13 protein-coding genes are annotated in these 13,009 nt (G+C 72.8%); 10 read left to right on the forward strand and 3 right to left on the reverse strand.

Features of this window, described 5'->3' with window-relative positions:
* Positions 1-3 precede the first annotated feature (3 nt).
* The 4 genes from RWK90_RS07585 (at position 4) to RWK90_RS07600 (ending at position 4,362) form a co-directional block, all read left to right on the forward strand.
* The gene (locus RWK90_RS07585; RefSeq protein WP_314036413.1) at positions 4-1,032 is read left to right on the forward strand and encodes an AraC family transcriptional regulator; all 1,029 of its coding nucleotides are present in this window, start codon (positions 4-6) and stop codon (positions 1,030-1,032) included.
* Positions 1,029-1,682, forward strand: a complete 654-nt coding sequence (locus RWK90_RS07590; protein ID WP_314036415.1) for a TetR/AcrR family transcriptional regulator — start codon at positions 1,029-1,031, stop codon at positions 1,680-1,682. The genes RWK90_RS07585 and RWK90_RS07590 overlap by 4 nt, the downstream gene beginning before the upstream one ends.
* A 138-nt stretch (positions 1,683-1,820) precedes the next feature.
* Positions 1,821-2,810 carry a diiron oxygenase gene (locus RWK90_RS07595; protein ID WP_314036417.1) on the forward strand — a complete coding sequence of 330 codons (990 nt, stop codon included), beginning with the start codon at positions 1,821-1,823 and terminating at the stop codon, positions 2,808-2,810.
* Between the two features lie 49 nt (positions 2,811-2,859).
* Positions 2,860-4,362 carry an FAD-dependent oxidoreductase gene (locus tag RWK90_RS07600; RefSeq protein WP_314036419.1) on the forward strand — a complete coding sequence of 501 codons (1,503 nt, stop codon included), beginning with the start codon at positions 2,860-2,862 and terminating at the stop codon, positions 4,360-4,362.
* On the opposite strand, the gene RWK90_RS07605 is transcribed toward RWK90_RS07600, so the two are convergent.
* On the reverse strand, positions 4,334-5,209 hold the full coding sequence (locus tag RWK90_RS07605) for a hypothetical protein (RefSeq protein ID WP_314036421.1): 876 nt from the start codon (positions 5,207-5,209) through the stop codon (positions 4,334-4,336). The two genes, RWK90_RS07600 and RWK90_RS07605, sit on opposite strands and share 29 nt — an antisense overlap.
* Positions 5,210-5,349: 140 nt before the next feature.
* Positions 5,350-6,795 carry a protein adenylyltransferase SelO family protein gene (locus RWK90_RS07610; RefSeq protein WP_314036422.1) on the reverse strand — a complete coding sequence of 482 codons (1,446 nt, stop codon included), beginning with the start codon at positions 6,793-6,795 and terminating at the stop codon, positions 5,350-5,352.
* A 98-nt stretch (positions 6,796-6,893) separates the two neighbouring features.
* Between RWK90_RS07610 and RWK90_RS07615 the strand changes: the two genes are divergently transcribed.
* Entirely contained in the window at positions 6,894-7,553 is a 660-nt protein-coding gene (locus tag RWK90_RS07615) for a hypothetical protein (RefSeq protein ID WP_314036424.1), read from the forward strand.
* A gap of 35 nt (positions 7,554-7,588) precedes the next feature.
* On the opposite strand, the gene RWK90_RS07620 is transcribed toward RWK90_RS07615, so the two are convergent.
* Positions 7,589-8,407: a mycofactocin-coupled SDR family oxidoreductase gene (locus RWK90_RS07620; RefSeq protein ID WP_314036426.1), complete on the reverse strand. Its 819-nt coding sequence runs from the start codon at positions 8,405-8,407 to the stop codon at positions 7,589-7,591.
* Between the two features lie 158 nt (positions 8,408-8,565).
* On the opposite strand from RWK90_RS07620, the gene RWK90_RS07625 reads away from it, so the two are divergent.
* The 5 genes from RWK90_RS07625 to RWK90_RS07645 are packed head-to-tail and all read left to right on the forward strand — an operon-like array spanning position 8,566 to position 13,007.
* On the forward strand, positions 8,566-9,096 hold the full coding sequence (locus RWK90_RS07625) for a DUF2243 domain-containing protein (protein WP_314036428.1): 531 nt from the start codon (positions 8,566-8,568) through the stop codon (positions 9,094-9,096).
* 6 nt (positions 9,097-9,102) lie between these two features.
* Positions 9,103-10,056, forward strand: coding sequence for a cytochrome c oxidase assembly protein (locus RWK90_RS07630; RefSeq protein WP_314036430.1), 954 nt, complete (start codon positions 9,103-9,105; stop codon positions 10,054-10,056).
* A complete protein-coding gene (locus RWK90_RS07635) occupies positions 10,026-10,241 on the forward strand; it encodes a hypothetical protein (protein ID WP_314036432.1) in 216 nt (71 codons plus the stop codon). The genes RWK90_RS07630 and RWK90_RS07635 overlap by 31 nt, the downstream gene beginning before the upstream one ends.
* Positions 10,242-10,272: 31 nt before the next feature.
* Positions 10,273-10,839: a bifunctional adenosylcobinamide kinase/adenosylcobinamide-phosphate guanylyltransferase gene (locus tag RWK90_RS07640; RefSeq protein ID WP_314036434.1), complete on the forward strand. Its 567-nt coding sequence runs from the start codon at positions 10,273-10,275 to the stop codon at positions 10,837-10,839.
* Complete coding sequence (locus RWK90_RS07645; protein WP_314036436.1) at positions 10,836-13,007, forward strand: DUF2156 domain-containing protein; 2,172 nt, start codon at positions 10,836-10,838, stop codon at positions 13,005-13,007. Before RWK90_RS07640 ends, RWK90_RS07645 begins: the two co-directional genes overlap by 4 nt.
* The last annotated feature ends 2 nt before the right edge of the window (positions 13,008-13,009 follow it).

The following is a 13,009-nucleotide window of genomic DNA, read 5'->3' on the forward strand; positions in this document are numbered from 1 at the left end:
CTCATGGCGTTCATCCGATCGGCGGGTCTGCGCGGCGTCCGGGCCGTGGTCAGCGGCCTCGGCGGGGACCCGGACGACCTCGCCCGGCGCGCCGGCCTGCCCCACGGCGCGCTGGACAGCGACGAGATGCTGGTGGAGGACCTGTCCATCGCCCTCCTGCTGGAGACGGCGGCCGCCGAACTGGACTGCCCCGACCTCGGCCTCCGGGTGGCCGAGCACCAGGACCTCGACATGCTCGGTCCGGTCGCGGTGGTGGTGAAGAACGCGCGCACCACCACCGAGGCGCTGGAGATGACGTCCAAGTACCTCTTCTTCCACTCGAGGTCCATCGAGATCACCGTGATCGCCGACCCGCGCGGCGAGCCGGACGTACTGGGCGTGCGGTTCGGGTACCGGGACCCCGGCCAGCTCATCCCGCCACAGGCCGTGGACCTGGTGCTGCTGTTCCTGCACCGGGCGATGCGCACCGTGCTCGGCGGTGACTACGGCCTGCTCTCCGTCGAGCTCCCGGGCCCGCTCAACACCGACGCCGCGCGGTACGAGGCCCTGTTCGGGGCGCCCGTGTCCCCGTCCACCCCGTCCGCGGTCCTGCGCGTGCCCTCCGCCCTGCTGGGTCGGGAGATCTCGGGCGGGGACGACGCCGTGCAGCAGCTGGCCCTGCGCTACCTCGAGCAGCACGTACCGGCCGACCGCCGCAGCCTGGCCGACCGGACCCGCGCGGCGCTCCACCAGTCCCTCGACGCCGGCGCCTCCTCCCTGCCCCGGGTCGCGGCACTGCTGGCCATGTCGCCCCGGACGCTGCAGCGCGGACTCGCCGGCGAGGGCACGAGCTTCTCCGCGGTCCGGGACGAGGTCCGCCGCGAGGTGGCCGCACGCCTGCTCACCACCACGGAGATCCCGCTCTACCAGATCGCCTCGGCCCTCGACCTGGGCGACGCGACCACCTTCAGCCAGTACGCGCGCCGCTGGTGGGGCATGACCGCGCGCGAGGTCCGGCTCGGCCGGGCCGGGGTGGGACAATCGGTCCCATGAGCGAGAACCCGTCGTCCGACCCGCTGGCGATGCTCCGGTCGGGGCGCGGCCTGCCGGAAGCCGCCGGGGTCGACGACCCGATCCGGGAACAGCTCCTCGACGCCGCCGCCGCGCAGTTCGAGAGCGTAGGCATCTCCCGCTCGACCATGAACGACATCACCCGCCGGGCGGGCCTCGCGCGGATGACCCTGTACCGGCGGTTCGCCAACAAGCAGGAACTGGTCGAGGCGACGCTCCTGCGGGAGGCGGCGTGGTTCCTCGAGGACCTGCGCCGCGAGCTCGACGCCCACGACACCATCGAGGACAAGCTCACGGAGGGCTTCGCGTTCACCGTGCAGACCCTGCGCGACCACGACCTGCTCAACCGCCTGCTCGAGACCGAGCCCGAGTCGACGGTCCCGCACTTCACCGTGCAGGGCGCGCCGCTCATCACCGCCGCCGCACACTTCCTGGCCGGGGAGATCAGCCGCGCCGCGCCCGACCCGCGCAGTGACGAGGAGGTGCTGGTCGTGGCCGAACTGACCGCGCGCCTCGTCGTGTCCTTCGTCCTCACCCCGTCGACGACCATCGACCTCGACGACCCCGCGGTCGCCCGCGCCTTCGCCCGGAACCACCTCGGCCCGTTGCTCGGCGCGCCCACGCGGAACTGACGGACTCCTCAACATTGCTTGACGAATCGGCCCCGTCTGTCTAGCGTCAGGGACAAATAGATCGCGGATGTCTCTCTGTCCCATCCGCAGGATTCCACGCTCCCGGCCCCCGCAGGGCCGGTGACCGGAAGGAAGATCATGTCCGCAGCCGCACCCGCCCCCACGGCCAGCACAGACGAGTACGAGGACACGCTCCGCCGCCTGTCGCACGCCTCCGTGCACCGCAGCTTCGACCCCTTCAAGGACATCGCCTGGGACCACCCGGACTTCGCGGTGGACCCCACGGACGAGCGCTGGGTCCTGCCCGCCGGCATCGATCCGCTCGGCGGCCACCCCTGGTACAAATCGCTGCCGCTCGAGAAGCAGATCGAGATCGGCCTGTGGCGCCAGGCCAACGTCATGAAGGTCGGCCTGCAGTTCGAGAACATCCTCATCCGCGGGATCATGCAGTACGTCTTCACGGCCGAGAACGGCTCGGCGGAGTTCCGGTACCTCACCCACGAGGCCACCGAGGAGTGCCACCACACCCAGATGTTCCAGCAGGGCGTCAACCAGATCGGCGCCGACGTGCCGGGCATGCCGCGATGGATGCGTCGCCTCTCCCCCCTCCTCCCGCTGGCCGCCGGCCGCTTCCCGGTCGCGTTCTTCATCGGCGTCCTGGCCGGCGAGGAGCCGATCGACCACACGCAGAAGCAGGTCCTGCGCAACTCGGACTCCCTGCCGCCCGTGCTGTCACGGATCATGGAGATCCACGTCGCCGAGGAGGCGCGGCACATCTCGTTCGCGCACACCTACGTCGCCCGCAACGCGCCCAGGCTCTCGCGCCGCGACGCGTTCCTGGTCTCCCTGCTGTTCCCGGTGATCATGCGGGTCCTGTGCGACGCGATCCTCAAGCCGACGCGCGAGTTCCGCGAGGCCTTCGACATCCCGGACCACGTCGTCAAGGAGCTGTACTGGGACAGCCCCGAGTCGCGGCGGTTCCTGTCCGACCTGTTCGGCGACGTGCGGCTGCTCGCCGAGGAGTCGGGGCTGATGAACCGGACGTCGCGCCGTCTGTGGAAGGCGCTGAAGATCGACGGTCGCCCCTCCCGGTACCGCGGCGAGCCGCCCGTGGCCTTCCGCGACTGACCCCGCCGCGACCCGCGCCCCGCACCCCGCCCGGACAGGGAACGAGCCCATGCCCCACGTCGTCACCCAGGCCTGCTGCGCGGACGCCTCGTGCGTCCACGCGTGCCCGGTCAACTGCATCCACCCCACGCCGGACGAGCCGGATTTCAGCACGGCGGACATGCTCTACATCGACCCGGTCTCCTGCGTGGACTGCGGGGCCTGCGTGGGGGCGTGCCCGGTCGGGGCGATCGTGCCGCACACCGAGCTGGCCCCGGAGCAGCAGGACTTCCTGCAGATCAACGCGGAGTTGACCGGTGACGACCGCCCCTCCCGGCCGCAGGCGCGGGTCCCCACCCTCGTGCGCCTGGGCCCCACGCGCAGGACCCTGCGGGTGGCCGTGGTGGGCGCCGGGCCGGCCGCCCTGTACGCCGCCGACGAACTGCTCCGCCAGCCCGGGGTCGAGGTGACCGTGTTCGACCGGCTGCCGGTGGCCCACGGCCTGGCCCGCCACGGCGTCGCGCCCGATCACACCAGTACCCGCGCGGTGGCCGACCTGTTCGCGGCCATCGAGACCCAGCCCGGCTTCCGGTACCGGCTCGGGGTGGACGTGGGGACGGACGTCACCGCGGCGGAGCTGGCCGCCGAGTACGACGCGGTCGTGTACGCGACCGGCGCGGGCACGGACCGCCCGCTCGGCATCCCGGGCGTCGACCTGCCCGGCAGCACGTCGGCCACGCGGGTGGTGGCCTGGTACAACGATCACCCCGACCACGCCGACGAGTACGTGCCGCTGGATCACGAGCGCGCCGTGATCGTGGGCAACGGCAACGTGGCGCTCGACGTGGCGCGGATCCTCGCGACCGACCCCGACCGGCTCGCCGACACCTCGATCGCCCGCCACGCCCTGGAGGCGCTGCGGCGCAGCCGGGTCCGCGAGGTGGTGGTGCTCGGTCGCCGCGGTCCCGAGCACGCCGCGTTCACGCTTCCCGAGCTGGTCGGGCTCGCCGCGCGCGAGGACATCGACCTGCGGGTGGACGCCCCCGCCGGGATCGACCCCGGGGCCGCGGACTCCCGGCAGGACCGCCTGAAGCTCGAGCACCTGGCCCGTGTCGCCGCCCGCCCGGAGAGGTCGGGGCGCCGCCGGATCGTCCTGCGTTTCCGGACCGCGCCGGTGGAGGTCGTCGGCACGGTTCGGGCCGAGGGCCTGCGGGTGGTGCGCACCGATCTCGCCCCCGACGGGTCGGGGCGGGTCGGCGCGGTGCCGCGGGCCGGTACGGAGGAGACCCTCCCGGCCGGTCTGGTGTTGGGGTCGGTCGGGTACCGCGGTGTCGAGGTGCCGGGCGTGCCGTTCGACCCGGTCACCGCGACGATCCCCAGTCGCGAGGGTCGGGTGCTGGACGGCGTCGGCGGCCGTGTGGTGCCGGGGGCGTACGTGGTGGGGTGGATCAAGCGCGGCCCGCGCGGGTTCATCGGCTCCAACAAGACGTGCGCGCGGGAGACCGTGAACTCGCTGCTCGCCGACGCGAACGCCGGTCTGCTCGCTACGCCGACGCCGAGCGGCACTCGCTGAGGCGGCCGGCGTCCCGGCCCGCCGTGTCGGCGCCGACCGCGTCGAGACCGATCACGTCGGGCCCGCCGAGGAGGACGCCGTGCTCGCTGTCGACCCGGTCGGCGATGAGCGCGGCCAGGCGGGTCAGCGGCGAGACCCCGTGCGCGTCGGACTCGTAGAGGGCGACGGACTCCTTGTCGCGGTACCGGGCCAGGACCTCTGCGGCGTCGTCGAGTTGCTGCAGCAGGTGCGGTGACCACTGCGCGGGCTGCTGCGCCAGCTTCAGGCGGGCGGCCATCCGCGGCCGGGTGTCGGGCAGGTCCTCGAGCAGTTCGTCGTAGACCTGGTCGGGCGCGAGCGGTGAGGTCCGCACGACGCCGCGCAGGAGGCAGTTGGGCCGCACGCCGCTGAGGGGGTCACCCGGGACGGACACCCAGTAGGTGCGGTCGGGGACGGCTCCGCGGCGCAGGCCGGCCACGCCCTGGCCGCCGGGGTCGGGCATGCCGTCGAGCCACTGGTCGCGGGGGCGGTACGGGTCCGCGATCATGCCGACCGCCGCGACGCGGTCCAGGTCCTCGGGGTGGGCGTCCATCCAGTCGTGGATGACGCGGGTGCCGCTGCACACGCCGATGAGGATGATCGGGTCGGAGGGATGCAGCCTGACCAGCCGGTTCAGGTCCGCGACGCCCGCGGCGGCGGCCGATTCCCAGGTGTGGGAGCGGCGTCTGCCGAACCCGCCGGGGGCGGGCCACTGCACCTTGACAGCCTCCCGGGCACCTGTCCAGTCCGAGAGCTCGCTGACGAACCGTCCGAGGATCCTCGACGGCTTCCGGTACCCGCCGTCGCTGTCCGCGATGAATATCCGCACGTCCTGGCCCCTCCCGGGCGCCCACCGACGCACCACGAGATTGATGTGACAACCTCAGTGTCGTACGTTCACCTGACAAACGGCAGCGTTCATAAGTAAATTTTGCCTGTCAATACGTTTGTACTGTTACGAGTTTCGCCTCATGTTCCGCAATAGGTGACGTGCGGCGCGGCGTCCGGCGGGGCGGGGCGGGAGTAGCGCTCGCGCCCCGGGCGCTCGGTGTAGGGGTCGGTGACGACGACGAGGAGTTCGGTGAACGGGCCCATGTCCCCCGCCGTGGCCGCGTCCAGGGCCTCCTCCACGAGATGGTTGCGCGGGATGTAGAGCGGGTTGACCCGGTCCATCGATCCCCGGGCGGGTCCCAGGGCCCGCCATCTCGTCAGCCAGTCCTCCGCCAGGACGCCGACGTGCTCCCGTACCGGCGCGGTGTCCCCGTCCGCGGCGGCGCCGAGGGCGCGGAAGAAGCCGGTGTAATCCGGGCGGGTCGCGTTGAGCAGCCGGGACAGGTCCTCGATGAGTTCGTTGGCCTGCGCGTCCGGGGTGTCGGCGGGCAGTCCCAGCTTGTCGCGCATGCCCGCGGTCCACGCCCGCTGGTAGAGCTCCGGGAAGGTGCCCAGCACCTCGGTGAGCAGCCGGACCGCCTCGTCCTGGTCGGGGGCGACGAGCGGGACGAGGGTCTCGGCGAACCGGGCGAGGTTCCATTGCAGCACCGGCGGCTGGTTGGCGTAGGCGTAGCGGCCCCCGGTGTCGATGGAGCTGAACACGGTCGCCGGGTCGAAGGCGTCCATGAACGCGCACGGGCCGTAGTCGATGGTCTCGCCGGAGATGGTGGTGTTGTCCGTGTTCATCACGCCGTGGATGAACCCGAGCAGCATCCAGCGGGCCACGAGCCGGGCCTGGTCGCGGACGACGGAGGCGTACAGCTCCAGGTACGGGTTCTCGGCGTCCGCGGCGTGCGGGTGGTGCCGCGCGATCGCGTGGTCGGCCAGCCGGCGCAGCACCTCGTCGTCGCCGGTCGACCGCGCGAACTGGAACGTGCCCACCCTCAGGTGGCTCGCGGCGACCCGCGCGAGCACGGCGCCGGGCAGCGGCGTCTCGCGGTACACGGTGTTGCCGGTGGCCACCACGGCGAGCGAGCGGGTGGTGGGGACGCCGAGGGCGTGCATGGCCTCGCTGATGAGGTACTCACGCAGCATCGGCCCCACCGCCGCCAGGCCGTCCCCGCCCCGCGCGAAGGGTGTCCGGCCGGAACCCTTGAGGTGCAGGTCGCGACCGTCGGGCAGTTCGCCCAGCAGCAGCGCCCGCCCGTCGCCCAGTCGCGGCGAGTACCCACCGAACTGGTGGCCGGCATAGGCCTGGGCGACGGGCGTGGCGCCCTCGGGGACGGCGGTGCCGGTGAGCAACCGGACGCCCTCCTCGCCGCGCAGGTGGTCGGCGTCGAGCCCGAGCTCGGCGGCCAGCGGTTCGTTGAGCATGAGCAGTCGCGGATCCGACGCCTCGGCGGCCTTCCACGGCACGACGAGTTCGGACAACTCGGTGGCGTAGCGCGTGCCGAGCGAGACTGGGGATGCGGCCTGCGGAGTCATACCCCGACGATACGGACGCGTGGCCCCGGCGCGCGGGCACCGATCACCCGATCGGTGACACCCCCGCGGCCGCGCCGGGTCCGTTAACGTCGCCGATCATGTCGCATCGCCACCGCCTCGCCGCCCTCGTGGTCCCCCTGGTCGTCCTCGCCGGGTGCTCGGCCGACCAGACCGCCCAGGACGGGGCCACCACCACCGAGGCATCGGCGGCCGCCGTGGAGTCATCCGCCTCCCCGGCCGGGACCGCGGGCGGTGACGAGGGAGCCCCGGGGCGGTGCGGGGCGTCGGACGCCGAGATGGCGGTCGTCTCCGCGGCGGGCGAGCCGACCCTGGAGGTCCCGCAGCCGGCCGGGTGGGAGCGCAACTCCCAACTGGACTCCGAGCTGGTGCGTCAGGCGCTGGTCAACCCCGGGCTGGCCGCGTCGGGGTTCGCTCCGAACGTGGTGGTGACCGCCGAGCCCTCGCCCGCGGACGTGGAAGCCGCTTTCGATCGCCAGATCGCCGCCATGCGGGCGTCCGGGGCGTCCGAGCCCGCCCTCGAACGCGGGCAGGTGTGCGGGTTCGAGTCGATGACGGTCCGGCACGTGCTCCCCGAGATGGGCACCGTCCCGCAACGACCGGCGGTCGTGCAGATCATCGTGGTCCCCGCGGGCGCCGAGACCGTCACGTACACGATGACGGCGCAGGCCACCGAGCCGCTCGACCCCGCCTACGAGCGGGACGTGGCGGAGATGTTCGCCGGGGTCCGGATCAGCTGACCCGGCGCCACGGACGCCGTCGACCGGCGTCCGGGTCAGAAGTACTGCGCGCCGCCGTCGATGCTGATGTGCTCGGCGGTGATGAACTTCGACTCGTCGGAGGCCAGGAACGCCACGACGTTCGAGATCTCCTCGGGCTCGGCCCAGGTCTGCTCGAGGAACGTCGACCCCATGAGGTTGAGCGGCGGGTTCGACTCGCCGACCTTCTCCAGGGTGCTCACCATGTCGCCGCCGCCCATCGGGGTCGCGACGCCACCCGGGTGGATGCTGTTCACCCGCACGTTCCTGGGACCCAGCTCCGCGGCGAACGCGCGCGTCATCCCGACCAGCGCGTGCTTGGAGGTCGTGTAGTGGACCATGAACGGCTGGATCTTCTTGCCCGCGTACGAGCTGGTGAGGATGATCGAGCCCCCTCCGGCCGCGATGACGTGGTGCGCGGTCGCCATGACGGTGTTCCACACGCCGGTGACGTTGGTGTCGATGGTGGCGGCGAAGTCCTCCGGGCTGATGCTGTCCCAGATCTGCGGCGTGCAGATGCCGGCGTTGGCCACCACGACGTCCAGGCGGCCGAGCTCCGCTACCCCGTCGTCGACGATCGTCGTCATCCCCGCCAGGTCACGCACGTCCCCCACCGAGAGCAGGGCGCGACGGCCCTGCTCCTCGACCAGACGGCGGGTCTCCTCCAGGTCCTCGGGGGTGGCCGGGTCGTAGGGCACGGCGTCCGCCAGCGGACCCGCCAGGTCGAGGCCGATGATGTCCGCACCCTCCGACGCCAGTCGGACCGCGTGGGTCCTGCCCTGCCCGCGCGCGACCCCGGTGATGAACGCGACCCTGCCCTCGAGCCTTCCGGCCATGCCGACCCTCCTGGAGAATTAGGTGTGGTCGTCACGCTAGTGCGGGACCCGGTGGCCGCGAGGCGGATCGCGCACCCCGGTGTCGTCCGGTGGCCCGGCCCGGCGGCCGGTCCTACCCTGTCGTGAGCACGACGATCCACCGCCGGAGGAGTTCGCCGATGCCCACCCCGTCCAGCCCCGCCCGCGATGCCGACCACGGTGCCGGACCCGCGCCCTCCCGAACCGTGGGGCGGCGACTCGTCCTGTCGGGCTTCCTCTTCGGCTGCGGGATCGCGGGGTCGGTCATCGACCTGTTCATCTTCCACCTGCTCCTGCAGTGGCATCACTTCTACGACCTGTCCACCACCACGGTCGCCCTCCTGGCCGACGGGCTCTTCCACGGCGCCACCTGGCTCATCACCGTGTGGGGCCTGTTCATGTTCGCCGACGTCCGCCGGGAGATCGCCGTCCCCTGGATGCGATGGGCCGGCGCGGTACTCACCGGGGTCGGCTTCTTCCAGCTGTTCGACGGCATCGTGTTCCACAAGGTCCTCGGCATCCACCAGATCCGCTACGGAGTGGACCTGCTCGTGTACGACGTCGTGTGGATCCTCTCCGCGGTGCTGCTCCTGCTCGTCGGCCTCGTCCTGCTGCGCCGGACACGCGCCGCTGCGCTGCGCTCCCCCGCCGCCCGTCGTCCCGGGGGCTGAGCGGCGGTGGAGTCCGGACACGACCCCGCCGGGCACGGGGGCCACACAGGACACGAGGGGTTCGAGACGGGTGCCGCGGAGTCGGCGGCGTGGTGGGTGGTCGAGGCCGCCGGCCCGGCCGTGCTCGCCGTCGCCCTGGCCGCCTATCTGCTCGGCGTCCGGCGGCACCGCGTACGCGGACCGTGGGCCCGGTGGCGCACCGCCGCGTGGATCGCCGGGCTCTCGTGCGTGGGCCTGGCCTGGGCCGGCCCGCTCGCCGAGGCCGCACGCCACGATTTCACCGCCCACATGGCCGGCCACCTGCTGCTCGGCATGATCGGCCCGCTGCTGGTGGTCCTCGCCGCGCCGGTCACGCTGGCCCTGCGGACGCTGCCGGCCGGCGGCGCGCGGACCCTCTCGACGGTCCTGCGCTCGCCGCCCGCGCGCGTGGTGACCCACCCGGTCGTCGCGGCCGTCCTCAACGCGGGCGGCCTGTGGCTGCTCTACGCCACCGACCTGTTCGCACACATGCACGCCTCCCCGGCGGTGCACGCGGCCGTCCACGCCCACGTGCTGCTCGCGGGTATCGCCTTCACCGTCGCCGTGATCGGCCCCGACCCGAACCCGCACCGCGCGACTCTCCGCGCGAGAGCCACCGTGCTCGTCCTGTTCATCGGCGCCCACTCGATCCTGGGCAAGTGGCTGTACGCCCACCCGCCGGCCGGGGTCGACCCGGCGGACGCCCGCGTCGGCGCCCAGCTCATGTACTACGGCGGCGACGTCGTGGACCTGGCGATCCTCGTGCTGCTGTTCGCCGGGTGGTACCCCGGCTCGCGCTTCCGGTCTCGGCTCCTGCCCGGAAATCCCGCACACGGACACCGCGATCGGCCGGTCGCGCCGCCCCGGGACCCTCTAGAGTCGGATCACCGAATCGACGTGAGGAGACCGGCATGGCCCGGAAGAAGCGCATCAGCGAACTGAGTGACGCCCAGCGGGCGGGCCTGTGGGCGCTGGTCGCCCTCCAGGTGTCCCTCGCGGTGTCCGCGTGGGCGGACCTGGCCGCGCGGCCCGCCGCGCAGGTCAACGGCTCCAAGGGCAAGTGGGCCGCGATCATCGTGATCAACTTCATCGGTCCGCTCCTCTACTTCACCCGCGGACGGCGATAGTGCCCGCGCGCGGGTCGGCCCGGCGACGCTGATGCGTGTCCTGGTGACCGGAGGCGTCCGGTCCGGCAAGTCCCGGCACGCAGTGCGGCTGCTCGCCGGCGGCGAGGCCGACGCCGCCACGGGTGCCGCGGGCACCGGAGCGACGCCCGTGACGTTCGTGGCCCCGGGCCGCCCCGCCGACGAGCTCGACGACCCCGACTGGGCCAAGCGCGTAGCCCACCACCGCGCCCACCGGCCCTCGTCGTGGCGCACGGTGGAGTCCCCCGACGTGGCCACCGCCCTGCGCGAGGCGCCGGGGCCGGTCCTCGTGGACTGCCTGGGCACCTGGCTCACCGCGACCGTGGACGACCTCGGCCTGTGGGACGCCCCCGTCGACGAGGCCCGCGCCGCCGTCGACGAGCGGACCGACGTCCTCTGCGCGGCGCTCGAGGCGCGGACCGACGTGGTGCTGGTGACCAACGAGGTCGGCTCGGGGGTCGTCCCGCCCTACCGCTCCGGCGCGGTGTTCCGCGACCTGCTCGGCGCCCTCAACCAGACCGTCGCCGAGTGCTGCGACGAGGTGCACCTCGTGGTGTGCGGGCGGGTGCTGCGACTGTGAGCGCCGAACAGATCACCGAGAAGACCGACGAACCCGCCGCCCGCTCTCCGCTGGCCACCGCGGGCCACGCGGTCGCCACCGCCGCGCGGCGCCTGCCCGTCACGGCGGCGATCGTCGCGGCCCTGCTGGTCACCGGCGTGGTGTTCGAGACCCTGTGGCGCAGCGCCCGGCACGCGCCGTGGTTCCCCGATGTCGCCTACGGCGTCCCCGCGCTGGAGGGCGGCCGGTGGTGGACGCTGGTCACCGGGCCCTGGTTCGGGCTCACGCCGCTGCAGCACATCTCGCTGCTCGTCCTGGTGGCGGCGGGGATCGGTGTGGGCGAATGGCGGCTCGGCCCCGCCCGCACGGCGATGGTCGCCGCGGCCGGCCAGCTCGTCGGCGTGCTCGGCGCGGTCGCGGTGATCGTGCCCGGGAACGCCGCGGGGTGGGAGTGGGCCACCGAGTTGTCCGTGCTCCTGGACGTCGGCTGTACGACCGCGGTGATCGCGGTCCTCACCGCCGCGACCGCCACCCTCGTCTCGCCGTGGCGGCTCCGGGCCCGCGCGGTGCTGTACGGCTACGTGATCGTGTCGTTCCTGTTCATCGGCAGTCTCGCCGACCTCACCCACCTCATCGCCTTCGTGGTGTTCCTGTTCGTCGGCGAGCGGTTCTTCTCCCGCTCCGAGCGGGGTCTGGCGCCCCGCACGCGGCGGGAGACCCGGCTGGTGGTCTCGGCGGGCATGTGGTTCATCGCCGCGGTCCACGTGGTGGTGTACGTCCTGCCGTCCGACGGCCCCCTCGGCCCGACGGAGGCCGACGACGTGAGCCTGGTCGGCATGCTCGCGTCCGTCCTCATCGCCGCGGCGACCGCCGAGCTGCTCCGCCGCGGGTACCGGATCGCGTGGGGCGTGGCCCTGGCGTATGCGGTGGTCACCGCGACCGCCACGCTCGTCGTCGTCGCCCTCGTCATCGCGGCCGACGTCGAGTCGCTCGGCGCGGTCACCCTCGGCACCGGCCTGTTGTGGGCGGGCGAGGCCGTCCTGCTGGTCGTGGGCCGCGGCGCGTTCGGGGTGCGGATCCGGCGGCGTGTCACCGGCTCCGCCCTGCACTCGGACGACGTGGTGGAGCGGGTCCGCACGCTCATCCGGCGCCACGGCGGCAGCACGATGTCGTGGATGATCACGTGGCAGCCGATGAACTACTTCTTCGGCGGTGGCCGCGACGGCGCGTCCGCCGAGCCCACCGGCGTCGTGGGCTACCGCATGCACGTGGGCACCATCATCGCGCTGGCCGACCCGGTGGCGGACCCCGCGGACCGTGACACGCTCCTCGCCTCGTTCGTCGACTTCGCCGAGTCCCAGGCCGCGGTGCCGTGCCTGTTCTCGGTCTCGGGCGAGACCGCGGAGCGGATGCGCGCGCACGGCTGGCGGGCGCTGCAGATCGCCGAGGACACCCTCATGGACCTGCCCGACCTGGAGTTCAGCGGGAAGAAGTGGCAGAAGATCCGCACCGCCATGAACAAGGCCACCAAGAGCGGCACGACGTTCGTCTCCGGCCTGCTGCGCGAGCAACCGGCGTCCGTGGTGGCGCAGGTGCGGGCCATCTCCGAGCAGTGGGTCGGGGACAAGGAACTGCCGGAGATGGGCTTCACGCTGGGCACGGTGGAGGAGGCGCTCGACGACGACGTCCGCATCGCCCTGGCCGTGGACTCCGACGGGGTCGTTCAGGCCGCGCTGTCGTGGCTGCCGGTGTACCGCGGCGGGCCCGACGGTGGCGTGCGCGGCTGGACGCTGGACCTCATGCGCAAGCGCAACGGCCCGGGCGCGAACAACATGGTCGAGTTCCTCATCGCCCGTTCGGCGCTGGAGTTCAAGGACGAGGGGGCGGACTTCGTCTCGTTGTCCGGCGCCCCGTTGGCGCGTAGTGGCGACGACGACGAGGTGGCCGTTCTCGACCGCGGACTCGATCTGCTGGGTCAGGCGCTCGAGCCCTACTACGGGTTCCGGTCGCTGCACCACTTCAAGGCGAAGTTCAATCCGAGGATCGAGCCCGTCTACCTGTGTTTCCGCGACGAGGCGGACCTGCCGCGGATCGGTGTGGCGATCGGCCGGGCGTACCTGCCGGGCGCGACGACCCGCCAGCTCGCGGCCCTGGCCCGCTCGGGCGCCTCGGAGACCGTGGACGTCTGAGC

The organism is Dietzia sp. CH92 (assembly GCF_032248695.1).
Lineage (GTDB): Bacteria > Actinomycetota > Actinomycetes > Mycobacteriales > Mycobacteriaceae > Dietzia.

What these genes read in the sequence shown, in the direction of transcription:
- RWK90_RS07620 (WP_314036426.1), bottom strand. Translation starts at nt 8,407, where the DNA reads ATGGCCGGAAGGCTCGAGGGCAGGGTCGCGTTCATCACCGGGGTCGCG.
- RWK90_RS07640 (WP_314036434.1), top strand. Translation starts at nt 10,273, where the DNA reads ATGCGTGTCCTGGTGACCGGAGGCGTCCGGTCCGGCAAGTCCCGGCAC.
- RWK90_RS07610 (WP_314036422.1), bottom strand. Translation starts at nt 6,795, where the DNA reads ATGACTCCGCAGGCCGCATCCCCAGTCTCGCTCGGCACGCGCTACGCC.
- RWK90_RS07590 (WP_314036415.1), top strand. Translation starts at nt 1,029, where the DNA reads ATGAGCGAGAACCCGTCGTCCGACCCGCTGGCGATGCTCCGGTCGGGG.
- RWK90_RS07600 (WP_314036419.1), top strand. Translation starts at nt 2,860, where the DNA reads ATGCCCCACGTCGTCACCCAGGCCTGCTGCGCGGACGCCTCGTGCGTC.
- RWK90_RS07595 (WP_314036417.1), top strand. Translation starts at nt 1,821, where the DNA reads ATGTCCGCAGCCGCACCCGCCCCCACGGCCAGCACAGACGAGTACGAG.
- RWK90_RS07635 (WP_314036432.1), top strand. Translation starts at nt 10,026, where the DNA reads ATGGCCCGGAAGAAGCGCATCAGCGAACTGAGTGACGCCCAGCGGGCG.
- RWK90_RS07625 (WP_314036428.1), top strand. Translation starts at nt 8,566, where the DNA reads ATGCCCACCCCGTCCAGCCCCGCCCGCGATGCCGACCACGGTGCCGGA.
- RWK90_RS07615 (WP_314036424.1), top strand. Translation starts at nt 6,894, where the DNA reads ATGTCGCATCGCCACCGCCTCGCCGCCCTCGTGGTCCCCCTGGTCGTC.
- RWK90_RS07585 (WP_314036413.1), top strand. Translation starts at nt 4, where the DNA reads ATGGCGTTCATCCGATCGGCGGGTCTGCGCGGCGTCCGGGCCGTGGTC.